This is a genomic window from Lentzea sp. NPDC036955, from assembly GCF_055608005.1.
The window spans coordinates 489,155-511,868 of sequence record NZ_JBVJRC010000008.1; the positions used below are offsets into that span (position 1 = coordinate 489,155).

A 22,714-nucleotide genomic window follows, 5' to 3' on the forward strand; every position below is an offset into this window, starting at 1 on the left:
GCCACTTGGCGGCGGATGTGGTCACGAGCCGTCCTCCTGGACTGCCTCGACGAGCTGGGCCAGACCTGCGATGCGGTCCTGCAGGTGCAGCCGCAGCACCGGGCGGCCGTGTTCGACGAGGACCTGACCGTCACCGGCCGCCTGCGCGAGCTGCAGCTGCGCCAGCGTGTAGGGACGGCCGGGCACCTCCAGGTCGTCACCGGACTCGCCGGTGATCTGGATGAACACGCCGTTCTGGTGACCGCCCTTGTGGTACTGGCCGGTCGAGTGCAGGAACCGCGGACCCCAGCCGAACGTGGTCTGCAGGTGCGTCCTCTTCGCGATCTCCGCGCGGAGCAGCTCGAAGGACGCGTCGTCGATCCTGTCCAGGTACGCCTGAACGGAGATGTAGCCGTGCTCGGGCGCCACCTCGACCAGGGCGGCGAGCGCCTCGGCGACGGTGTGGACCTCCCGCGGGGCCCAGTCGGTGCCGTGGCCCTCGACCGGACCGTCCACGAAGGACGGAGCGGTGGCCGAGACCGCCGGCGCGTCGAGCAGCGCCCGCGCGGCCTTCTTCGCGGCCTCGACGTCGGGCTGGTCGAACGGGTTGATGCCGAGCACCCGGCCGACGAGCGCGGTCGCGTACTCCCACAGCAGGAACTGCGCGCCGAGCGGGCCCTCCACGGCCACGTGCGCCGACCCGGTGGCCGGTCCGATCGCGACGGTGGTGGCGTCGGAGCGGGCGTCGACGAAGCCGGGGGCACCGGGGCCCTCGACGACGACGGGCAGCAGGCCGGTGCCGTTCTTGCCGGTGGACTCGGCGATCAGCTGCTCGGCCCAGTCGCCGAAGCCCTTGATGCCCGAGCCGGTGTCGGCGAACACGACCTTCTCCGCGCCGTTGGCGTGCGCGGCACCGAAGATCGCGGCCAGCCGCACCGCGGGGTTGTCGACCGAGTCCTGGGAGAGGACCTTCGCCTCGGCGGCGGCGTCGTCGAGCAGGGACTCGACGTCGGCGCCCGCGAGGTAGGACGGCACCAGGCCGAACGCGGTCAGCGCGGAGTAGCGGCCACCCACGTGCGGATCGGCCAGGAACACCTTGCGGTAGCCCGCCTCCTCGGACGCCTTCTGCAGCGGCGAGCCGGGGTCGGTGACCACCACGATGCGCGACGCGGCGTCGATGCCCGCGTCCGCGAAGGCCTTCTCGAAGATCCGCCGGTGGCTGTCGGTCTCGACGGTGCCACCGGACTTGGACGACACCACGATCACCGTGCGCTCGAGGTCACCGGCGAGCGCGTCGGCGACCTGGGCGGGATCGGTGGTGTCCAGCACGACCAGCGGGACGCCCGCGGTGCGCGTGATCACCTCGGGGGCCAGCGACGAGCCGCCCATCCCGGCGAGCACGACGCGGTCGACGCCTTCGGCGTGCAGTGCGGAGCGCAGGGCCACGAGGTCGGGGAGCAGCGCACGGGACGACTCGTGCAGCGTGGTCCAGGAGAGGCGGATGCCCGCCTCGGACTCGGCTTCCGGCCCCCACAGGGTCGGGTCCTGCGCGGTCAGCTTGCTCGGCACCGAATCCGCGACCAGGTCAGCAGCGATCGTGCTGACCTGGTCGGCGTTCGGTGACCTCACGATGTCGACGGAGGTCACTTGATGATCAGCCCTTCAGCTTCGCCAGTTGGTTCGTCACCGTCTCGAGCAACTCTTCCCAGGACTTCTCGAACTTCTCGACGCCCTCGGTCTCCAGCGCGACGAACACGTCCTGGAGGTCGATGCCGACGGCGCTGAGCCGGTCGAACACCTCCTGGCCCTCCGCGGCGCGCCCGGTGACCGTGTCACCGGTGATCTCGCCCGCGTCGGCGACGGCCTGCAGCGTCTTCTCCGGCATCGTGTTCACGACGTCGTTCACGACGAGCTGGTCGACGTAGAGGGTGGGGGAGTAGCTCGGGTCCTTCACACCGGTCGAGGCCCACAGCGGGCGCTGCGCGTTCGCGCCGTCCGCCTTGAGGGCCTCCCAGCGCTCGCCCTGGAAGGTCTGCTCGAACGCGCCGTAGGCGATCCACGCGTTGGCCAGCGCGGCCTTGCCCAGCAGCGCGGTGGCCTCGTCCGTGCCGATCGCCTTCAACCGCTTGTCGATCTCGGTGTCCACCCGGGACACGAAGAACGACGCGACCGAGTGGATCGAGCGCAGGTCGTGGCCGTTCGCCTTGGCCTGCTCCAGGCCGGCGATGTACGCCTCCATGACCTTCTCGTACCGCTCGACCGAGAAGATCAGCGTGACGTTGACGGAGATGCCCTCGGCGATCACCTTCGTGATCGCGGGGATGCCCGCCTCGGTGGCCGGGATCTTCACCAGCAGGTTCGGCCGGTCCACGGTCTTCCACAGGTCCTGCGCCTCGGCGACGGTCTTGTCCGTCTCGAACGCCAGGCGCGGGTCGACCTCGATGGAGACGCGGCCGTCCACACCGTTCGTGCTGTTGTAGACGTCGCGGAACTTGTCGCACGCGTTGCGCACGTCGGTCGTGGTGACCTCGCGGATGGTCGCCTCGGTGTCGGCGCCCCGGTTCGCGAGCTCGCGGACCTGCTCGTCGTAGGACTCGCCCTTCGACAGGGCGCCCGCGAAGATCGTCGGGTTCGTCGTGACACCGACGACGTTCCAGTCGCGGATCAGCTCGTCCAGGTTGCCGCTGGTCAGGCGCTCGCGGGACAGGTCGTCCAGCCAGATGGAGACACCGGCGCCGGACAGTGCGTCGAGATGCGGCTTGCTCACTTGTTACCCCTCACGTTGTCAAGGGAACGGCGGGCGGCGGCGACGACGTCTTCCGTCGTGAAGCCGAACTCCTTGAACAGGACCTGGTAGTCGGCCGAGGCACCGAAGTGCTCGATCGAGACGATCTCGCCGGCGTCGCCGACGTAGCGGTACCACGGCTGTGCGATACCGGCTTCCACCGCGACGCGCGCCTTGACCGCCTTCGGCAGGACCGACTCGCGGTACTCGGCGTCCTGCTTCTCGAACCACTCGACGGACGGCATGGAGACCACGCGCACCGCAACGCCCTCGCCCTGCAGGACCTTTCCGGCCTCCAGGGCGACCTGCAGCTCGGAGCCGGTGCCGATGATCACGACCTCCGGGTTGTCGTCACCGAGGAGCACGTAACCGCCGCGCTTGACGCCCTCCGCGGAGGTGCCTTCGAGGATCGGGAGGTTCTGCCGGCTCAGCGCGAGGCCCACCGGGCCGAGCTGCTCGACGACGGCCTTCCACGCGTACGCGGTCTCGTTGGCGTCACCGGGGCGCACGACAGCGAAGTCCGGGATCGCGCGCAGGGCCGCGAGGTGCTCGATCGGCTGGTGCGTCGGGCCATCCTCACCCAGGCCGATGGAGTCGTGCGTCCAGACGTAGGTGACGGCGGCCTGCATGATCGCGGCCAGGCGCACCGCGGGGCGCATGTAGTCGGAGAACACGAGGAACGTGCCACCGAACGGGCGCGTCGGGCCGTGCAGCGCGATGCCGTTGAGGATCATGCCCATGGCGTTCTCGCGGACACCGAAGTGCAGCACGCGGCCGTACGGGTCGGCGCTCCACATCTCGGTCGAGATCGAGGCCGGGCCGAAGGACTTGGCGTCCTTGATCGTGGTCAGGTTCGACTCGGCGAGGTCGGCGGAACCGCCCCACAGCTCGGGCAGGTGCTTCGCCAGCCCGTTGATCGCCTCACCGGAGGCCTTGCGGGTCGAGATCTCCTTGCCGCCCGGCTCGTAGGAGGGCAGGTCGGCGTCCCAGCCCTGCGGCAGCTCGCGGGCGACGAGCCGGTCGAGCAGCGCCTTGTTCTCGCCGTTGGCCGAGGCCCACGCGTCGAAGGACTTCTGCCACTCGGCCTTGGCGTGCTCGCCGCGCTTGACGACCTCGCGGGCGTGCGCGAGCACCTCGTCGGCGACCTCGAAGGTCTGCTCGGGGTCGAACCCGAGGATCTCCTTCGTGGCCTTGACCTCGTCGACGCCCAGCGCGGCACCGTGCGCGGCACCGGTGTTCTGCTTGTTCGGCGCCGGGTAGCCGATGATCGTGCGCAGCAGGATGAACGACGGCTTGTCGGTGACGGCCTTGGCCTTCTCGACGGCCTCGAGGATGCCCTTGACGTTCTCGCCGGACTCCACGACCTGGACGTGCCAGCCGTAGGCCTCGTAGCGCTTCGCGGTGTCCTCGGACAGCGCGATCGTCGTGTCGTCCTCGATGGAGATCTTGTTGTCGTCGTAGAAGACGACCAGGTTGCCCAGCTGCTGCGTGCCCGCGAGCGACGAGGCCTCGGAGGTGACGCCCTCCTCGATGTCACCGTCGGAGGCGATCACGTAGACGTGGTGGTCGAACGGGCTCTCGCCCGGCGCGGCCGACGGGTCGAAGAGACCACGCTCGCGGCGAGCGGCCATGGCCATGCCGACGGCGGCGGCCAGACCGGAGCCCAGCGGGCCGGTCGTGATCTCGACACCGCGGGTGTGGCCGTGCTCGGGGTGGCCCGGCGTCTTCGAGCCCCACTTGCGCAGGTGCTTGAGGTCGTCGAGCTCCAGGCCGTAGCCCGACAGGAACAGCTGGACGTACAGCGTCAGGCTGGAGTGGCCCGCGGACAGCACGAACCGGTCGCGGCCGATCCAGTCCGGGTCGGCGGGGTCGTGCCGCAGCACCCGCTGGAACAGCGTGTAAGCGAGGGGCGCGAGGCTCATCGCGGTGCCGGGATGACCGTTGCCGACGTTCTGCACGGCGTCCGCCGCGAGCACCCGAGCGGTGTCGACGGCGCGCTTGTCGAACTCCGTCCAGTCATCAGGCAGATCGGCCTTGGTGAGCCGGGTGATGTCGTCGGTGACGCTCACGGACTTACAGCTCCACTCTGTCGGTTGGGCGGGTCCCGACCTGTCTGCAGACGACCTTGGTGGATCGATCCCGAAAGGCCTGACCCGCGTGTGTCCCTCGTCCTGCGGCCAGCCTAGTCCTGACACTTGCCGAAGGTGCTCTGAAAGGTCCCGGGCCGGTGTGTGCCCAGGCACACCAGCACCCGAACGGGCTGTGAATCCTGCGCGCGGTTACCATCAGTTGCTGGATTTCCCCCCACTCGCGACATGAGGAGCGTTCCCGCGATGAGTGCCGACAGTCTCGTTGCCGAGGCCCCGGGCAGGTCGCCTCGCCAGGTTGTCGGCGCCTACGTGGCGCTCACCAAGCCGCGGGTCATCGAGCTCCTGCTGATCACCACGATCCCCGCGATGCTGCTGGCCCAGCACGGTCTGCCACCGCTGTGGCTGATCGCCTGCACCCTCACCGGCGGTACCCTCGCCGCGGGGTCGGCAAACGCCCTCAACTGCTTCGTGGACGCCGACATCGACTCGGTCATGAAGCGGACCGCGGGCCGGCCCCTCGCGCACAACGCCATCCCGCCGCGCAACGCCCTGATCTTCGGCATCGTGCTCGGGGTCGTCTCGTTCGCGTTCCTGTGGATCTTCGTCAACCTCATGTCGGCCGCGTTCGCGGTGGCGACGATCCTCTTCTACATCTTCGTGTACACGCTCGTGCTCAAGCGCCGCACCTCCCAGAACATCATCTGGGGCGGCATGGCGGGCTGCATGCCGGTGATCATCGGCTGGAGCGCGGTGACGGGCACGGTCGAGTGGCCCGCCCTCGTGATGTTCGGCGTCATCTTCTTCTGGACCCCGCCGCACACCTGGGCCCTCGCGATGAAGTTCAAGGACGACTACGCCAGGGCAGGCGTGCCGATGCTGCCGGTGGTGGCCACAGCCGCGCAGGTGACGCGGCAGATCGTCATCTACAGCTGGATCACCGTGGTCTGCACGCTCGCACTCGCCCCGGTCACCTCGTGGATCTACGTCGCCGTGGCGGCGCTGTCGGGCGTGTGGTTCGCCGTGTTCGCCCACAAGCTGCACAACGTCGTGCGCCGCGGTGGTTCCACGAACACCATGAAGTTCTTCCACATGTCGAACCTCTACCTGATGCTGGTGTTCTGCGGGCTCGCCGTGGACGCCGTGGTCGGGTTGCCGGTGCTGGGCTGGCCGTTCTAGCTGCACCTCCAGGCGTACGGCTGTGGCGCCCGTCGAGTTCACCGTCTCCGGCGGCGAAGGCTCGCCGCTGGAGCACGTCGCCGCGCTCGCGGACCGGGTGTCGCTGTTCGTCGTGACCGATCCGGGCGGGTGGGCGCAGGTCAGCCGGGGGCTGGCGGTCGGTCGGGCCGGCTCGGCCGCCGTGCGGACCCGCCTGCGGACGCTGCGGTTCGCGGTGCTCGACCTCCGGCACTTCGCCTCGGCCGACGGCCTGCCTCCGATCTCGGACGTGCCCGGCGACGTGGTCGCGCTGCACGACACCCGGACGTGGGACTCGGCGCCGGTCGTCGCCGCGCTGCGCGGGCTCGGGCGGCCGGTCGTGCTGTTCACCGCCGTGCACGCGTGGGTGTCCGGAGTGGATCCGGCGACCGTGGTCCTGGGCTGGAGCACGCCGCACGTGGTGCTGGCCGCGCCGGTGCGGGCGGGCGAGGTGCGGGTCGAGGACGTCCTGTGGCAGTTCCGCGAGCTGGAACGGCGGGGGCGGGCCGGGTTCGTCCCGCTGCCGCAGCCGCCCGTGCCCGACGACCGCGCGGTCACCGTCGTGGTCGCGCTGCCCGGTGCGACCGAGGGCGTCGCGGGAGCGTTGCGGCCGGGTGCCGACTACGAGGTGTGGGTGCACGTCGGGGCGCACGCCACGCCGTTGCCCGGTGACCTGGAGCTGCGGGCGGTGCTCGCCATGTCCGGTCGCGCGGTGCGGACCGAGACGTTCGTGCTGCCCGCCGACGGGGCGGGCCCGTGGGTGAGCTTCCCGGTGACCACGCCGTACGCCGCGGCGCGGTGGACCGGGGAGCTGGTCCTCTACCGCGGTGCGGTGCCGGTGCACGTCCAGCAGGTCGTGCTGCCGGTCGGTGGTGGTGAGTGGCGTGCGGTGCCGCGGTACCGGCTGTCGCGGACGTTCGCCGACGTGGCACCGCTGGCGTCACGGGTGGCGTCGATCCTGGTGGTGGGGGAGCGGGCGCTGGTCGCGGCCGGTGACGAGGTGCCGTCGTGGGTCGGCCTGGCCGGCTGCGGGCACCCGGCGCTGCCCGTGGCGGGGCTGGACCCCTGGTACGGCAAGGACTTCCCGGCGTACTGCGCGGACCTGGCGGCGTTGGCGCGCGACGGTGCGGCGTTGTACGCGCGGCTGTTCGCCGGGTCCGCGTTGCCGGAGCTGCTCCGGCGGTCGGCGCGTGCCTCCGGTCGCCCGGCCGGGGTGCTGGTGGCCGAGGTGACCGAGTCGCCGGTGCCGTGGTCGCTGGTCTACGACCTGCCGTTCGCCGATGGGCCCTATCGGCTGTGCGCGTCGGTGGGGCGGTTCGGCCCGTTCGGGCCCGGCGGTGAGGTGCCCGCGCACTGCCCGGTGTCCGACCACAGCGGGAACGTGCTGTGCCCCTTCGGTTTCTGGGGCCTGTCCACTGTGCTGGAACAGCCGGTCGGACCGCTCGTGCGGCAGGTGTCGCAGACCCCGCGGCCGTTCGAGGTGATGATGGCGGTCGACCCCGGGATGGACCGGGCGCTGACCGAACGGCACGCCGCCGAGCTGATGTCGATGCTTCCGCCGGAGGCCGTGTCGTCGGCGTACGTCAGCCCGTCGGAGCTGGGGCACGCGCTGGCCGATGAGTCGGCGGACGTCGTGCACCTGCACTTCCGCGAGGGGTCCCTCGACGCGGAGGAGGTCGAACGGTGGAGCCACGACGGTGTGTGGCCGCAGCCGCACTGGCCCACCCGCAAGCCCTTGGTGGTGGCCACCTCCCCGCTGAGCGCGCTGGTCCGGCCGCTCGTCCGGCACGGCGCGTCCGGCGTCATCAGCCCCGCGGTGGCGGTGCCGCAGGACATGGCCGGGTGGGTGACCGGCATGGTGCTGGCCCGGCTCGCGGCCGGGTTCGGCGCGGGCGAGGCGCTGCGGCTGACCCGGTGGGAGATGCTCGGCCGGGGCAACGTGCTGGGCCTCGCCCACGCCCTGAACGCGTCAGCCGACCTGCGGCTGCGGGCCGGCGGCTGAGGTCACGAAGCCACCTTCGCGAGCAGGTCCTCGACGCACGGGTCGTCGAGCGACTCCACGATGCACCGCCACAGCGACAGGTTCGCCTCGGCCCACCGGGTGTAGGTCGCGGCGGCCTCCTCGTCGTAGAAGTAGTAGCCCTCGTCGGCCTTGCCCACCTGCTCGCCGACGATCTTGTGCGCGAGCTCCCGCAGCGTGATGCCGTTCTCCTGCAGGTACTTGTGGGCGAGGACGACCGGTGTGACCGGCAGCGCCTTGAACAGGGTGTCCGCGTCGGACAGCGCCTGCGCCTCCGGTGAGATGTCGCGGTGGCGGGTCCGCATCTCCGCCTCGACCACGATCCGCTCGATCCAGTCGATGTCGCCGACGCACACCCCCGCGACGAACAGCGTCTTGCGGCGCAGCGCCGCGCCGTCGGTCGGCAGCGAGTTGCGCCGGACCATGTAGTTGAGGTCGTGCACCAGCGCGGCCACCTCGACGACGTCGGCGGCGGCGCCGTTGCGGCCGGCGAAGTGCACGGCCTTGTCGCGGACGAAGCTCACGTGGTGCCAGCCGTGGAACTGCAGCTTGGCGGCCAGGTCCTCGCACAGCCGCCGCACCCGTTGCTCCACGTCCGCTATGACAGATCTCGGAATCATCGTGCGCGTACGCATCATCAGCCCTCCTGGCAGGTGGGCTGATGGTAGGCGCGCGCCGAACCCGGCCGCAGAGGCTTCAGAGGTTGTTCGTCAGATCCTCCAGCCGCTCCTCGACCGGCACGTGCCGGTGGCTGACGCCGGTGTCCGGGTCGTAGCTGAGGCTCCACGGCGTGACGGCCCGTGACTTGACGAGGAACGTCATCGTGCCGTCCGCCGCGCGGGGGATCCGGTGGAACTCGTGCGCGAGCAGCGTGCCCGTGGTGCCCGCGGCGCACTGCGTGCGCTTGGTCAGCTCGGTGCTGATGATCGAACGTCCGCCGACGCCCAGCCGTGCGTCGAAGCGTTCGTGCAGGTAGGCGCCGCTGAGGATGGTCGTGCAGAAGTGGTAGCGGTGGTTGTGCACCGAGTCCGCGTAGCCCGTGCGCCAGTCGGCGAGCGGTTTGTACTCGTGCAGCCAGAACGTGAACGGCTCACCCGGCTCGTCGCGCAGGCACCACGCGAAGTGCGTCGTCGTCTCCCGCGAGTGCGCGATCACCCACGTCGCCTGCTGCGGTGTGAGCCCGTCGATGTGCGCGCGCAGCTCCTTGCGCAGCTCCGGCCGTGCCGCCCACTCGCGGAACCACCCGCCGACCTCGGCCCAGTGCTCGACCACGGGAGGGTCGGCGCGCTTGACCCGAGCGGTGAGCTCGTCGAGCGCGGACACCCCGGTGAACTCGGCTAGCAAGATCGATCAGCTCCTCAACTGAGCGGAAGCGGAGAATTCGCGGCGAAATGCGTGGAACTTCTCTTCGAGCTCGGTGAACCCGTCGTCGCCGAGGGGTGTTCCGGTGATCTTCTCGAACAACGCCAGGAAGTCGGCGCGGGAGGTGCCCGGCGTGATGACGAAGTGGTATCCGGCCCTGGAGTTGCTGATCCGCAGGAACTCCGCGCGCTCCATTGCGTACAGGAACGAACTCTCCGTGAACCGCAGCGTCCGCGGATATGGCCTGAGCACTCCGGCCGTGTTGCTGTACAACGTGAGCCAGGCGCTGTCGTCGAACAGTTCGAGCCGGTCGAGCGGTGGGTCGGAAACGATGGTGACGTCGATTCTGCTGCACCTGCTCCTGGCCGCGTACAGCCCGACGAGACCGATTCTGATCTGTTCCTTGAGCCGGCGCTGGATCTCCTCGTAGTCGCCGTCGGCGCCCTCGTTGCGCAACAGGTACCGCGCCCGACCGCTGAGGGCGTTGTCGTCGCGCGGGTCCGCCAGCACCGCCCTGAGCTCGCACTCCGTCTGCGACAGCAGCACCCGGCCCGCCGCGTACCGCCCCGCGAACCCGCGGAAGCAGTACAGCCGCGTCCGCTCCAGGTCCTGCATCATGAGCTGGTTGAACACCGGGTCCGGCGTGGCCGTCGGCTCGAACACGTGGCTGGGGAAGAACTCCCGGTCGAGCGCCCGGTACTCCTCGCTCAGCTCCTTCAGCGCCTTGCGGCTTTCCTCGACCACGGGTGTGAGCAGCGCCGTGTGCGCCGCCCTGGACGTGATCAGCGTCTGCGTGAAGCTCACGACAGCGGAAATGAGCGTTCCGGTGCCGACCGACGTCAAGAAGTTCCGCGCCGTCCCCACGTCCATTTGACTGGAAATGGCGAGCGACACCCCGGACGTGACGACGAGTACGAGGAGTAGCAACCCGGTCCGGGTCCAGAACAACTCCTGGATCAGGTTGCTGCGGATGCCTCCGGCCTCCGCGGACACAAGTCCCACCTCCTGGATCACCTCAATGGTCGCTACCCGATCGGACGAATGCTCTCAGTGTCCGATCAAGTGCGCGGAGTTACTGTACGCGTCGGTCAAAAGATAAGGAAGCTGCTGATCGTGCGATATTCCCGGCCGGAATAGTCATCTTCCGGCGCACCCGCTCGTTCGCACCCGTGCGCTCCGGTGACGCGGCGTCGCGAAGTTCCGCCCTCGTGTCGGATGAGGGTGACCCACCCACCCGAACGCACCCGTGGCCTGTGTTCGCCCGGATTGGACCCGCTCCAAGCGGCGGACTCCTTTCACCCGCTCGGCACGCATTTCCGAGTCAGGTGGAATCGGGGCGGCGTCCCGCGACCGGCCTGCTACACCCCGCTCACACCGCCGCCCATAAGCTGCCCGGTCATGCGCACCGTCCTGCTCATCGCTTCCCTCGCCCTGGCCACCACCGCACTCGCGGCGTGCGGCACCGAGGAGAAGCCCGCCGCCGACGCCTCCGCCCCCTGCAAGGCGGAGGACTTCAAGGTCACCGGGGACTTCGGCAAGGCGCCGAAGGTCGAGATCCCGGCCTGCAAGCCCACCGGCGAGCTCATCGTCAAGGACCTCGTGACCGGCACCGGTGCCGAGGTGAAGCCGGGTACGACGGCGTCGGTGAACTACCAGCTCACGACGTTCAGCGACAAGAAGGTGCTGGACAGCTCGTTCGAGCGCGGCGAGCCGTTCGACGTGGAGAACGTCGGGCAGGCGCAGGTCATCGACGGCTGGAACGAGGGCATCGTCGGCCTGAAGGAGAAGGGGCGCCGGCTGCTGGTCGTGCCGCCCGCCAAGGGCTACGGGCAGGGTGGCGGCGGCATCAAGCCGAACGAAACGCTCGTCTTCGTGATCGACGGCGTGAAGGTCACCGCCGCGCAGTAGCCGTTGACCGCGCGCGGGGACCTTCCGTGCACCACAAGTGCACGAAAGCTCCCCGCGTGCACTCCAAGTGCACGAAAGCTCCCCGCGTGCACTCCAAGTGCACGAAGGTCCCCGCGTGCGCCGCAAGTGCACGAAAGCTCCCCGCGTGCGCCGCAAGTGCACGGAAGGTCCCCGCGTGCACCTCGGTCAGGGTCAGGGCAGGAGCAGCAGCTTGCCGGTCGTGCGGCGCGACTGCAGGTCCGTGTGCGCCTGCGCGGCCTCGGCCAGCCGGTAGCGGCCACCGACGCGCACCGACAGCGTGCCCGAGGAGATCGCCGAGAACAGGTCCGCCGCGCGCCACTCGAACTCGGCGCGGTCCAGCAGGTACGCGCCGGTCGACGGCCGGGTCAGGAACACCGAGCCGGCGGCGTTGAGCCGCTGCGGGTCCACCGGCGGCACCGGGCCCGACGACGCGCCGAACAGGGCCAGCAGGCCCCGTGGCTTCAGCGAGGCCAGTGACTGGTCGAACGTGTCCGCGCCGACGCCGTCGTAGACCACGTCGACCTTGTCGATCTGCGCGGCGAAGTCCCCGTAGCGCAGCACCTCGTCCGCGCCGGCCTCGCGGGCCAGCGCCTCCTTCTCGTCGGTCGACACGGTGCCGATCACGTGCGCGCCGTACGACTTGGCCCACTGGGTCAGCAGCAGGCCGACACCGCCGGCCGCCGCGTGCACGAGCACCCGGTCACCGGCCTTCACCCGGTACGTCGAGTGCACGAGGTAGTGCGCGGTGATGCCCTGCAGCAGCGCGGCGGCCGCGAGCTCCACGTCCAGCCCGCCGGGCACCTTCACGGCGGCTGCGGCCGGCACCACGACCTCGGTCGCGTAGCTGCCCAGCACCGACATCCACGCCACCCGGTCGCCCACCGCGAAGTCCGGCGAGCGGGACTCGACGACCTCGCCCGCGCCCTCCAGGCCCAGTGCGGTCGGCAGCGGCACGGGGTAGAGCCCGCTGCGCTGGTAGGTGTCGATGTAGTTCACGCCCGCGGCGCTCACCCGCACCAGCAGCTCGCCGTCACCGGGTGTGCGCGCGTCCACGTCCGCGTGCTCCAGCACCTCCGGACCACCGGCCGCGCGCACCACCACTGCCTTGGGCATCTGTCCTCCTAGATCGGCTCACCCCGGACAACTGCGGCCCGCCACCCGATGTTCCCGGTCCCACCACGCGGGAGCACGGGGCGGTCCACCCCGTGACCGCTACTCCTCGCCGAGCGCCACGCGCCGCGCGAGCCCCAGCGGCAGGGCACCCGACCCGGCGATGCGGTCGTGGAAGTCGCGCAGCGACCCCAGCCCCGCGGCCAGGTAGTCCTCGCGGATCAGGTCGATCTCCAGCGCACCGGTCAGGTAGGACGGTGCCTGCGTCGGCCACGAGCAGTACCGGCGCACCTCACCCGCCGCCGTGCCGGGCGTCAGCGCCGTGCGCTCCACCATGAACGACTCGGCCTCGTCCGGGGTCATGTCGCCGCAGTGCAACGCCGTGTCGACGACCATCCGCGCCGCGCGGAACAGCCGCGCCTCGACGTGGCCCATCACCGCGCCCGGTGTCGTGTAGTGGCCGACCGAGCGCAGCAGCTTCTCCGCGTACAGCGCCCAGCCCTCGGAGAAGTACGGCGTCCGGAACACCCAGCGCAGCGGGTGCGCGTCCCCCTGCGCCGCGACCCACGACGCGTGCCAGTGGTGGCCGGGGTAGGCCTCGTGCACGGAGATCGTCGGGAGCTGCGAACGGGCGTTGGTGCGCAGCCGCTGGGTGACGTCGACGTCGGAGGCGCCGTCCGGGGTGAACGGCACGAAGAAGTGCCCGAGCCGGCCCGCGGTCATCGGCGGCGGGCCGACGTAGCTCGCCACGGCCATCACCGCGCGGTGGAACGGCGGCGACGGCACGACCCGGCACTCCTCGCCCTCCGGCAGCGTCACCAGCCGGTGCTCGACCAGCGCCGCCCGCGCCCGCGCCGTCTCGGCCTCGTACTCCGCGCGCATCGCCGCCAGCGTCGGCGGGTGGTCGTCCTGCAGCGAGCTCATCACCGCGCGCCAGTCCGGTGTGCCCGCGAGCTCGACCAGCTCGGCCTCCAGCCCCGCGTACGCGTCCTGCCCGCGGCGGTGCAGCTCCGGCGCCCCGTACCCGAGCATCTCCTTGTCCTGCAAGAGGGTCGAGTACAGCTTCTCGCCCATCCGCCAGTCGCCGGTGGCGCGCAGGGCCAGGTCCTCCAGGAACACCGCGAACCGGTCGAACGCCTCCGCGGCGGGCAGCGCGGCCTCCACGAGCTCCGCGCGCAGCTCCGGTGCGGACACCTCCAGCGGCAGCGTGTCGAGGACGAACGACCGCCCGGTCCGCACCTGGCCGAGGGCGCGCCGCACGACCAGCGGCGCCGCGAGCGCCGGGTCGAGGTTGTGCTGGGCCGCCGCCAGCACCGACGGCACCTCCCGCAGCTTCGCGGCGATGGCGGTGACGAGCTCCGCCTCGGGCAGCAGGCGGTGCAGGAACGGTGCGAGCAGCCCGAAGAACAACATGCCCGTGTACGCGTGCGGGTCGCGCCGCCACGCGGGCCACGTCTCCGCGGCCAGCTCACCGCGCAGCACCGACAGCACGAGGTCGCGGTCCACCGACGCCGGCTCCGCCTCCAGCTTCGCGAGCCACGCCGCGTTCTCCCTCGCCCGGTTCTCGAAGGCAGAGGAGGAGAAGTCGCCGAACGTCGCGTAGTGCGGGAGGGAACCGACCTGCGCCGCGTGCGCGGGGTGCTGGTCGAAGTACCAGGCGAGGTAGGACGTGAGCGTGTCGGTGGTCACCCGTCCGAAGTTACCTGCTGGTTTTAGAGTGTGGGACGTGTCTGATCAAACCGCGCAGAAGCGCATCGCCGAGTTCGTGAAGGCCCACGGCAAGCCGGACCAGGCCGTTCGCGCGGTCGTCGAGCCGATCGGCCGGGCCGGTGCCCGGATCGTGCTCGTCGGTGCGGACGGTGCCATGGGCGACGTGATGACCGAGGACGTGGAGTCCGCGACCGCCGCCGTCGAGGCCGCCCCCGGCGTCGAGCCCGCCGAGTGGGACCGCGAGACCACCGCCGCGACCAAGATCGGTGCCGAGCACCGCCGCAAGATGGCCAAGATGCAGTCGTGAGGGTCGTCCTGGTCTCCTGCGCGGAGCTGCCCAAGGGCGACGGTGACGACGACGCGCTGTTCGACGCGCTGGCCCGCGACGGCGTGGACGTCACGTGGCAGGTGTGGGGCGGTCCGGTCGACGCCGACCTCGCGGTGCTGCGGGCGCCGTGGGACTACCCCGAGCGGTTCGACGAGTTCCTGGCGTGGTGCGACACGGTGCCGGTGCTCGCGAACCCGGCCGCGGTGGTCCGCTGGAACACCGACAAGTCCTACCTGGTCGAGCTGGCCGGCCGCGGGGTGCCGGTGGTGCCGACGTTCGTCGTGCGGCCCGATGAGACGCCCGAGTGGCCGTCCGGCGAGTTCGTGGTGAAGCCGGCGGTCGGCGCGGGCTCGCGCGGCGCGGGCCGGTTCACCGACCACGACCTGGCGCTGGCACACCTGCGCTCGCTGGGGAAGACGGCGCTCGTGCAGCCCTACCAGTCCAGTGTGGACGCCAACGGGGAGACGGCGCTGGTGTACTTCGCCGGCGAGTACTCGCACTCGTTCCACAAGGGACCGATGCTCGCCAGGGGCGGTGCCGGGTCCGACAACGGCCTGTACCTGGAGGAGAAGCTGGCGGGCGTCGAACCGTCGGCGGCGCAGCGCGCACTCGGTGACGCGGTGCTGGACGCGACCGCGGACCTGCTCGCGGTGCCGCGCGAGGAGCTGCTGTACGCCCGCGTCGACGTCGTCGAGGACGCGGACGGGGCACCGCTGCTGCTGGAGCTGGAGCTGACCGAGCCGACGCTCGGGTTCCGGTACACCGGTGAGGAGGCGGCTGCCCGGATGAGCGCGGCGATCAGGGCGGCGGCCACCCGGTAGTCGTTCCACACCACCTCGGGGGGATTCGGTGAAGGCGGACGTCAACGGCATCACGATCGGCTACGACGACGAGGGCGTGAGCGACCACGTGCTCGTCCTGGTGCACGGCCACCCGTTCGACCGCACGATGTGGCGCCCGCAGGTCGAGCACTTCGGCCGGCGGGGCTGGCGGGTGGTCGCGGCCGACCTGCGCGGCTACGGCGAGACGACCGTCGTGCCCGGTGTCACGCCGCTGTCGGCGTTCGCCCAGGACGTCGCGGGCCTGCTCGACCACCTCGGCGTCGACCGGTTCGTGCTCGGCGGCCTGTCCATGGGCGGCCAGGTCGTCCTGGAGTGCCAGCGGCTGTTCGGCGAGCGCATCCGCGGTCTCGTGCTCGCGGACACCTTCGCCCAGGCTGAGACGCCGGAGGGCAAGGTCCACCGCAACGCCATGGCCGACCGGCTGCTGCGCGAGGGCATGTCCGGCTACGCCGGCGAGGTGCTCACGAAGATGGTGGCGCCGCACAACGCCGAGGCGCTGCCCGAGGTCGCCGCCCACGTCAGCCGGATGATGCACGACGCGCCGCCGAAGGGTGCCGCGGCGGCGTTGCGCGGCAGGGCCGAACGCCCCGACTACACCGACCTGCTGGGCACCATCGAGGTGCCGACCCTGGTGGTGGTCGGCAGCGACGACGAGTACACGCCGGTGCGCGACGCGGAGTACATGCACGAACGCGTCCCCGGCTCGACCCTCGTCGTCGTGCACGGGGCCGCGCACATGCCCAACCTCGAACGCCCCGAGGTCTTCAACGAGGCGCTCGGCTCCCTGCTAGCGGAGGTCTGACCCGATCCCGGTCAGCCCGCGGACCTCCATCTCCGCCTGCTTCTCCCGGTCGGCCGGCTCGCCGCCGAACACCGTGCCCAGGTACCCGGCCAGGAACGACAGCGGGATCGACACGATGCCGGGGTTGCTGAGCGGGAAGAAGGCGAAGTCGACGTCGGGGAACACCGACGACGGCGAACCGGAGATGGCGGGGGAGAACACGATGAGCAGCACGCACGACGTGAGGCCGCCGTACATGCTCCACAGCGTGCCGCGGGTGTTGAACCGCTTCCAGAACATGGAGTAGAGCAGCGTCGGCAGGTTCGCCGAGGCCGCCAGCGCGAACGCGAGCGCGACCAGGAAGGCGACGTTCTGGCCGTTCGCCGCGATGCCACCGGCGATCGCGAGCACGCCGACGCCGACCGCGGTGTAGCGGGCGACCCTGACCTCGTCGCGCGGGTCGGCCTCACCGCGCTTGATCACGTTGGCGTACACGTCGTGCGCGAAGGAGGCCGACGCGGTCAGCGTCAGACCGGCGACCACCGCGAGGATCGTCGCGAACGCCACCGCGCACACGACGCCGAGCAGCACCGCCCCGCCGATCTGGAACGCCAGCAGCGGGGCCGCCGAGTTCTCGCCGCCGGGAGCGCTGGTGATCTTGTCCGAGCCCACCAGCGCCATCGCGCCGAAGCCGATGACCAGGGTGCACGAGTAGAAGATCGCCATCATCCACGTCGCCCACACGACCGAACGACGCGCCTCGCGCGCGTTGGGCACCGTGTAGAAGCGCATCAGCACGTGGGGGAGTGCCGCCGTGCCGAGCACGAGGGCCAGTGCCAGCGACAGGAAGTCGATCTTGGACAGGTCGGTGGCGCCGTACTTCACGCCCGGCGACAGCACGGCCTCACCGCGCGGCGACCGCTGGGTGGCGCGGTCGAGCATCGAGGACAGGTCGAAGCCGAACTTGCCGATCAGGAAGATGGTCAGCAGCGACACGGTCAGCAGGAGCAGGACGGCCTTGATGATCTGCACCCACGTGGTGCCCTTCATGCCGCCGACCAGCACGTACAGCACCATGACGATGCCCACGACGGCGATGATGACGGCCTGGCCGACCTTGCTGTGCACGTCGAGCAGCAGCGCCATGAGACCGCCGGCGCCCGCCATCTGGGCGATCATGTAGAAGATCGAGATGACCAGCGTCGAGTTGGCGGCCGCGGCGCGCACCGGGCGCTGGCGCATCCGGAACGCCATGACGTCGCCCATGGTGTAGCGGCCGGTGTTGCGCAGGCGCTCGGCGATCAGCATCAGGCCGATCAGCCAGGCGACGACCCACCCGATCGAGTACAGGAACCCGTCGTAGCCGTTGACGGCGATGGCACCGGAGATGCCCAGGAACGACGCGGCGGACAGGAAGTCACCCGACAGTGCGATGCCGTTCTGCGTCCCGGTGAAGCTGCTGCCCGCGGCGTAGTAGTCCGACGCGCTCACGTTCCTGGTCGACGCCCGGTAGACGACGTAGAGCGTGAGCAGGACGAAGATGCCGAAGACGGACAGGTTGATCGCGGTGTTCGCCCCGGTCACGCGAGCTCCTCATCAGCGCCGGCGAGCGCACGGACCCGGTCGACCTGGGGGTCGAGCCGCTTCTTGGAGTAGCGCGCGTACGCCATTGTGATGACGACGGTCGTGACGATCTGGAGGAATCCGAGCGTCAGGCCGACGTTCACCGTTCCGAACAGCGGAGTGCGCATGAAATCGGCGGCGTAAGCCGAAAGCAACACGAACGTGACGTACCACGTGAGGAACAAACCGGTTGCGGGAAGAATGAAACGTGTCACCCGGCGCTTCAGGACGAGGAAATCCTCACTCGTTTGGATGGCACTGAAATCCGGCTCACCGTCACCGTCTATGAGCAATGAGTGACGGGAGTCGTCAAAGGTCGCGAAACCGGGCGTCGCCGGGCGTGACACGGAGGGCAGCGCCTTCGTCATCAACCGCTCGTTTCGTTACGGGGAGTACCCGGCGGGCGCGTGCGCGGACGCCGCTGCCGTGCCGGAGGTGGAGGGCGCCAGCGTAACCACGCGTGGCGGCGAGTCAATCCCTTGCGCGTGCAACACCACCCCAAGAGGTTGTTCGTGACAGCCGGTGATCAATCGTGCACGCCTGAGGTCGTTGTAGCCGCACGCTCTCTGGCCTACTATCCGCACACACCCGATGCGGCGGATCTCGATATCGAACCCCCGGGTGACTCAACTCGTGGGGATTCACCGGCCAGGAGGTAGCCGATAGTGGGGCACTTCGAGCGCGCCGTGGGGATCATTTCGTGAATGTCGAGTGGAGAAAGATCAGCGACTGGCGCAACTGGAGGCTGCCGGTCAAGCTCGGCGTCGTGCTGCTGGTCCCCGTGGCCGTGGCCGTCGGTGCGGGCGCACTGCAGATCAACGGGTACGTCGACCGGTCGAACTCGTACGTGCGGATGCAGGGACTGGTCAAGCTGAGGGCCGACCTCGCGCCGCTGATCTCCAGCGTCCAGCAGGAACGCACGCTCGCCGCGCAGAGCGCCACGAGCGGCTCCGGCGTGGGCGCCTACCAGAACCAGATCAGCGCCACGGACAACGCCGCCGCGACCGTGCGCCGCCGCGTCGAGCGCACCGCCGGCCTGAGCGACGTCGCCCGCAGCCGCTTCACGGAGATGGGCGACCAGATCGGTCAGCTCAAGACCTTCCGCGAGAAGGTGACCACCGGCAACGGCGACTCGGCGGAGGCCACCGCCGGCTACACCGGTGTCGTGAAGTCGCTGCTGGACTTCGAGCAGGCGCTGATCAGCCAGTTCGGCGACCAGGCCATCTCCGGCACCGCCATCGGCCTGCACAACATGGTCATCGCGCAGGAACAGGTCTCGCAGCAGCACGCGATCGTGCTCGCGGGCATCGGCCGCGGCAAGCTGCTCGGCACCGAGGTCCGCTCGCTGGAGCAGTCCGACATCCGCCTGCAGGACCGCCTCGGCGACTTCCAGGCCGTCGCCACCGGCGGCCAGCGCCGCGACTACGACCAGACCGTCACCGGCGCCGAGGTCGCCGCCCGCGGCAAGCTCGTCGAGCGCGCGCTCACCCAGCCCGACGGCACCCCGATCCCGGTCAGGCCCGGTCAGCCCCGGCCCGACCCCGCCTCGACGCTCGGCATCGCCGTCGACGAGTGGAACAAGGCCTCCGGCACCACCGCGCGGCTCATGGAGCAGGTCACCCGCGGCCTGCAGGACGAGCTCGCGAGCTCGTCGGCCGCGCTGCAGGACGACACGTCCGACAAGGCCGGTGCCGCCGCGGTGGTCCTGCTGGCGATGCTGCTCGTCGCCGTGACGCTCGGCTTCGTCATCGGCCGCTACCTGCTGCGCTCGCTGTCGGAGCTGCGGCACTCCGCGCTCGACGTGGCGCACCACCACCTGCCCCAGGTCGTCGCCGCGATCCGCGCCGACCGCCAGCCGGACACCACGATCGAACCGGTGCCCGTGCACACCAGCGAGGAGTTCGGCCAGCTCGCCCGCGCGTTCGACGCGGTGCACGAGCAGGCCATCCGCTCCGCCGTCGAGCAGTCGTCGATGCGGTCGGGCATGAAGAACATCTTCGTCAACCTGTCGCGCCGCTCGCAGGGCCTCGTCGAACGCCAGCTCAAGCTCATGGAGGAGCTGGAGCGCCACGAGGAGAACCCCGAGCAGCTCGCGAACCTGTTCAAGCTCGACCACCTCGCGACGCGCATGCGCCGCAACAACGAGAACCTGATGGTCCTCTCCGGCACCGACGTCGCACGCCGCTTCCACCAGCCCGTCGCGCTGGCCGACGTGCTGCGCGCCGCCGCGTCGGAGATCGAGCACTACCAGCGCGTCGTCGTGAAGTCGACGCCGTCGGTCGAGATCGTCGGCTACGCGGCGAGCGACCTCGTCCGGCTCGTGGCCGAGCTGCTGGACAACGCCACCGCGTTCTCCGCGCCCAGCACCCAGGTCGTCATCGGCTCCCGGCTCGACCAGCAGGGAGCGGTCCTCGTCGAGGTCGCCGACCAGGGCATCGGCATGGGCCCCGCCGAGCTGGCCGAGGCCAACGACCGGTTGTCCTCCGGCACCGAGGAGGACGTGCCGGTCTCCCGCCAGATGGGTCTCTTCGTCGTCGGCCGCCTCGCCGGACGGCACGGCATCACCGTGCGCCTGCGTTCGGCGGGAGAGGGCGGGGAGGGGCTGCGGGCGTTCGTGCTCGTGCCCGCCGAGCTCGTGCGCTCCCACCAGGAGGCCGAGGTCCCCGCCGCACCGCGCCACGCCGCGCTGCCCCAGCCCAAGCAGGTCCCCAAGCAGGCCCAGAAGCCACCGCACGTGGTCGTGAAGACGCCGAACCTGGCCCCGGCCCCGGTCGCCCCCGCGATCGAGGAGCAGCGCCAGTCACCGGAGTGGACCTCGTTCCGCGGCGCGGCGATCGACGAGACGCCGCTGCCGAGCCGGCCGACCGCCAACGGCACCTCCAACGGCGTCCACAACGGCACCTCCAACGGCGCCCGCAACGGCAACAGCGGCTCGAACGGGCACGGCACCGGCGCCCGCCCGGCGGTGCCGCCGGCCGCACCGGCCGAGACGACGTCCTCGTGGTTCGCCGGGGGCGGCTCGGGCGGCCCGGCCGGCGACGACAGCTCCCCGCAGGTGCCCGGCCCGGCTTCGTCACCGTCCGTGACGGGTTCGTGGTTCGGCAAGAAGGCCCCCGGCACGGTGTGGGAGCAGCCGGGCGACCCCGCGGCCGACGCGGGGGAGACGAATGCCGGGTTGCCGAAACGCGCGCCGCGTAAGAACCTGCTCCCCGACCTCGTGGAACGTCCCGAGAACGGGGTGCGGCCGGCCGGTGGGCCCAAGCGCGATCCGGAACGCGCGCGGGGCTTCCTGGCCAGCTACCAGACAGGCCTTCGCCAGGCCCCGCTGGGGGACAAGGGCAACGGGAACGGCCAGTGGAACGGGCAGGAGAAGGCATGAGCACGCCTCAGTCGCGGCAGGTGGACCAGTTCGGTTGGCTGATCACGAACTTCACCGACCGCGTGCCCGGTGTCGCGCACGCGATCGTCATCTCGGTGGACGGGCTGCTCCTGACGAAGTCGTCAGGTCTGCCGCCGGACCGCGGGGAGCAGCTGGCCGCGATCGCGTCGGGCGTGACGGCGCTGACGATGAGCGCCTCCCGCTGTTTCGAGGGCGGCGGAGTGTTGCGCACCGTGATCGAGATGGACTACGGGATCATGCTCCTCATGTCCATTCGAGACGGGTCCTGTCTGGCGGTGCTCGCCGCGCCCGACAGCGACGTCGGCCAGGTCGCCTACGAGATGACCGTGGTCGTCGACCAGGTGGGCCAGATCCTCACCCCCGAACTGCGAGCTCAGCTGCACAGCGTGAGGTGATCATGAGTTCGGCCGCTGACGCGCCCCGGCGGCGCAGGCGGGCGGAGACGCCCGCGGAGCAGACCTTCGCCGACCTGATGAACGGGTTCACGCTGAACTCGTCGCGGCGGCGGTCGCGCTCGGCCTCCGACGGGCCCGAGCGGGACGCCCCCGCGTCCGGCGCTGCTGTTCCCCTTGCGCCACAGGAGGAACAGCCCGCCTTCGAGGTGCCCGCGGTGGAGCCGCAGGACGCCTCGATCGTGCGCGCGTACGCCTGGACGGGCGGGCGCACCCGGTCCGCCGTGCACCTCGAGATCGAGACACTCGTCTCCGCGAATGATCAGAGCCGGCAGTCTGCGGGTATCTTGCAGGCTGAGCACCAACACGTCGTCGAGCTGTGCCGCTCACCGCGATCCGTCGCGGAGGTGGCCGCACTGATGCGGCTCCCGCTGGGAGTCGCGAAGGTGTTGCTCGGCGACCTGGCGGAACGAGGTCTGGTGGACGTGCACCAGACTGTTTCCGCGGGCGGTGACACGCCGGACCTCGGGTTGATGGAGAGAGTGCTGAGTGGACTACGTCGGCTCTAGATTTCCCGACCTCGGGCCCCCTGGGCCTCCCGGTCGGGAGCTGACTTCGGCCAAGGTTGTGGTCGCCGGTGGCTTCGGCGTCGGCAAGAGCACCTTCATCCGGTCGATCCTCGAACACGACCTGCTGACGATGACCGCGCTGCCGCCGGAGCGGGGCCTGGTCACGGAGCTGGTGCGCATCCAGTTCGGCAAGGTGTGGCTCGATCCCGGGCTGGCGCTGCACCTGTTCGTGGCCCCGCAGTGGCAGAACCCGCGCGCGGGCTGGTCCGACGTGGTGCGCGGTGCCGTCGGCGCGGTCGTGCTCTTCGACGTGATGCGCCCGGCCGACTCGGTTGACGCCATGCGCTACTTCGAGGACCACAAGATCCCGTACGTGATCGCGTTGAACAACGTGCACGTGTCCGTCCGCTCGGACGTGCAGGCCGTCATCCGCGGCATGGGCATCGCGCCCCAGGTGCCCGTGGTGGACTGCGACCCGCGCCTGCGCGTCTCGGTGCGCGAGACGCTGATCTCGCTGGCCGAGCACGCGAAGCTGGACCGGTGGCGCCGCCGTCCCGGCCCGGACGAGACGACGCCGCTCGCGCCCGTCTGCTGACGAAC

Annotated in this window: 20 protein-coding genes; 10 read left to right on the forward strand and 10 right to left on the reverse strand. The window is 70.6% G+C overall.

Going from position 1 to position 22,714, the window contains the following annotated elements; translation table 11 throughout:
• Positions 1-21 precede the first annotated feature (21 nt).
• From ACZ7CF_RS29090 to tkt, 3 genes are read right to left on the reverse strand one after another with little or no spacing between them, the layout of a single operon-like run.
• Positions 22-1,608, reverse strand: coding sequence for a glucose-6-phosphate isomerase (locus tag ACZ7CF_RS29090; RefSeq protein ID WP_458431205.1), 1,587 nt, complete (start codon positions 1,606-1,608; stop codon positions 22-24).
• 25 nt (positions 1,609-1,633) lie between these two features.
• The gene (gene tal / locus ACZ7CF_RS29095; RefSeq protein WP_360400211.1) at positions 1,634-2,746 is read right to left on the reverse strand and encodes a transaldolase; all 1,113 of its coding nucleotides are present in this window, start codon (positions 2,744-2,746) and stop codon (positions 1,634-1,636) included.
• On the reverse strand, positions 2,743-4,833 hold the full coding sequence (gene tkt, locus ACZ7CF_RS29100) for a transketolase (RefSeq protein ID WP_470371043.1): 2,091 nt from the start codon (positions 4,831-4,833) through the stop codon (positions 2,743-2,745). Before tkt ends, tal begins: the two co-directional genes overlap by 4 nt.
• 264 nt (positions 4,834-5,097) lie before the next feature.
• On the opposite strand from tkt, the gene ACZ7CF_RS29105 reads away from it, so the two are divergent.
• Together ACZ7CF_RS29105 and ACZ7CF_RS29110 are read left to right on the forward strand one after the other, a co-directional pair.
• On the forward strand, positions 5,098-6,030 hold the full coding sequence (locus ACZ7CF_RS29105; RefSeq protein WP_360400217.1) for a heme o synthase: 933 nt from the start codon (positions 5,098-5,100) through the stop codon (positions 6,028-6,030).
• A 22-nt stretch (positions 6,031-6,052) separates the two neighbouring features.
• Entirely contained in the window at positions 6,053-8,050 is a 1,998-nt protein-coding gene (locus ACZ7CF_RS29110) for a hypothetical protein (RefSeq protein WP_470371044.1), read from the forward strand.
• Between the two features lie 2 nt (positions 8,051-8,052).
• On the opposite strand, the gene ACZ7CF_RS29115 is transcribed toward ACZ7CF_RS29110, so the two are convergent.
• The 3 genes from ACZ7CF_RS29115 to ACZ7CF_RS29125 all read right to left on the reverse strand — a co-directional run bounded on the left by ACZ7CF_RS29115 (position 8,053) and on the right by ACZ7CF_RS29125 (position 10,423).
• Positions 8,053-8,703, reverse strand: a complete 651-nt coding sequence (locus ACZ7CF_RS29115) for an HD family phosphohydrolase (protein ID WP_470371063.1) — start codon at positions 8,701-8,703, stop codon at positions 8,053-8,055.
• 61 nt (positions 8,704-8,764) lie between these two features.
• Complete coding sequence (locus ACZ7CF_RS29120; RefSeq protein WP_360400225.1) at positions 8,765-9,412, reverse strand: hypothetical protein; 648 nt, start codon at positions 9,410-9,412, stop codon at positions 8,765-8,767.
• 6 nt (positions 9,413-9,418) lie between these two features.
• A complete protein-coding gene (locus ACZ7CF_RS29125) occupies positions 9,419-10,423 on the reverse strand; it encodes a hypothetical protein (RefSeq protein WP_360400335.1) in 1,005 nt (334 codons plus the stop codon).
• A gap of 405 nt (positions 10,424-10,828) precedes the next feature.
• Here ACZ7CF_RS29125 and ACZ7CF_RS29130 point away from each other — a divergent pair, with 405 nt between their 5' ends.
• Positions 10,829-11,338 carry an FKBP-type peptidyl-prolyl cis-trans isomerase gene (locus tag ACZ7CF_RS29130; RefSeq protein ID WP_360400228.1) on the forward strand — a complete coding sequence of 170 codons (510 nt, stop codon included), beginning with the start codon at positions 10,829-10,831 and terminating at the stop codon, positions 11,336-11,338.
• Positions 11,339-11,530: 192 nt separating this feature from the next.
• Here ACZ7CF_RS29130 and ACZ7CF_RS29135 read toward each other — a convergent pair whose 3' ends face one another.
• Both ACZ7CF_RS29135 and ACZ7CF_RS29140 read right to left on the reverse strand, forming a co-directional pair.
• Entirely contained in the window at positions 11,531-12,472 is a 942-nt protein-coding gene (locus ACZ7CF_RS29135; protein WP_470371045.1) for a quinone oxidoreductase family protein, read from the reverse strand.
• A 99-nt stretch (positions 12,473-12,571) separates the two neighbouring features.
• Positions 12,572-14,158 carry a DUF885 domain-containing protein gene (locus tag ACZ7CF_RS29140; protein ID WP_360400234.1) on the reverse strand — a complete coding sequence of 529 codons (1,587 nt, stop codon included), beginning with the start codon at positions 14,156-14,158 and terminating at the stop codon, positions 12,572-12,574.
• Between the two features lie 37 nt (positions 14,159-14,195).
• Between ACZ7CF_RS29140 and ACZ7CF_RS29145 the strand changes: the two genes are divergently transcribed.
• From ACZ7CF_RS29145 to ACZ7CF_RS29155, 3 genes are read left to right on the forward strand one after another with little or no spacing between them, the layout of a single operon-like run.
• A complete protein-coding gene (locus ACZ7CF_RS29145) occupies positions 14,196-14,486 on the forward strand; it encodes a hypothetical protein (RefSeq protein ID WP_360400237.1) in 291 nt (96 codons plus the stop codon).
• A complete protein-coding gene (locus ACZ7CF_RS29150) occupies positions 14,483-15,328 on the forward strand; it encodes an ATP-grasp domain-containing protein (RefSeq protein WP_360400240.1) in 846 nt (281 codons plus the stop codon). Before ACZ7CF_RS29145 ends, ACZ7CF_RS29150 begins: the two co-directional genes overlap by 4 nt.
• A 28-nt stretch (positions 15,329-15,356) precedes the next feature.
• The gene (locus tag ACZ7CF_RS29155) at positions 15,357-16,151 is read left to right on the forward strand and encodes an alpha/beta fold hydrolase (RefSeq protein WP_470371046.1); all 795 of its coding nucleotides are present in this window, start codon (positions 15,357-15,359) and stop codon (positions 16,149-16,151) included.
• On the opposite strand, the gene ACZ7CF_RS29160 is transcribed toward ACZ7CF_RS29155, so the two are convergent.
• Positions 16,137-17,714: a solute symporter family protein gene (locus ACZ7CF_RS29160; RefSeq protein WP_360400246.1), complete on the reverse strand. Its 1,578-nt coding sequence runs from the start codon at positions 17,712-17,714 to the stop codon at positions 16,137-16,139. The genes ACZ7CF_RS29155 and ACZ7CF_RS29160 overlap by 15 nt on opposite strands.
• Positions 17,711-18,121, reverse strand: coding sequence for a DUF485 domain-containing protein (locus ACZ7CF_RS29165; protein ID WP_360400249.1), 411 nt, complete (start codon positions 18,119-18,121; stop codon positions 17,711-17,713). Before ACZ7CF_RS29165 ends, ACZ7CF_RS29160 begins: the two co-directional genes overlap by 4 nt.
• Positions 18,122-18,453: 332 nt before the next feature.
• Between ACZ7CF_RS29165 and ACZ7CF_RS29170 the strand changes: the two genes are divergently transcribed.
• The 4 genes from ACZ7CF_RS29170 to ACZ7CF_RS29185 are packed head-to-tail and all read left to right on the forward strand — an operon-like array spanning position 18,454 to position 22,709.
• Entirely contained in the window at positions 18,454-21,132 is a 2,679-nt protein-coding gene (locus tag ACZ7CF_RS29170) for a nitrate- and nitrite sensing domain-containing protein (RefSeq protein ID WP_470371047.1), read from the forward strand.
• Complete coding sequence (locus ACZ7CF_RS29175) at positions 21,129-21,548, forward strand: roadblock/LC7 domain-containing protein (RefSeq protein ID WP_053738309.1); 420 nt, start codon at positions 21,129-21,131, stop codon at positions 21,546-21,548. Before ACZ7CF_RS29170 ends, ACZ7CF_RS29175 begins: the two co-directional genes overlap by 4 nt.
• A 2-nt stretch (positions 21,549-21,550) precedes the next feature.
• Complete coding sequence (locus ACZ7CF_RS29180) at positions 21,551-22,114, forward strand: DUF742 domain-containing protein (protein WP_360400255.1); 564 nt, start codon at positions 21,551-21,553, stop codon at positions 22,112-22,114.
• A gap of 58 nt (positions 22,115-22,172) precedes the next feature.
• Positions 22,173-22,709: a GTP-binding protein gene (locus ACZ7CF_RS29185; RefSeq protein ID WP_360400258.1), complete on the forward strand. Its 537-nt coding sequence runs from the start codon at positions 22,173-22,175 to the stop codon at positions 22,707-22,709.
• Positions 22,710-22,714 lie beyond the last annotated feature (5 nt).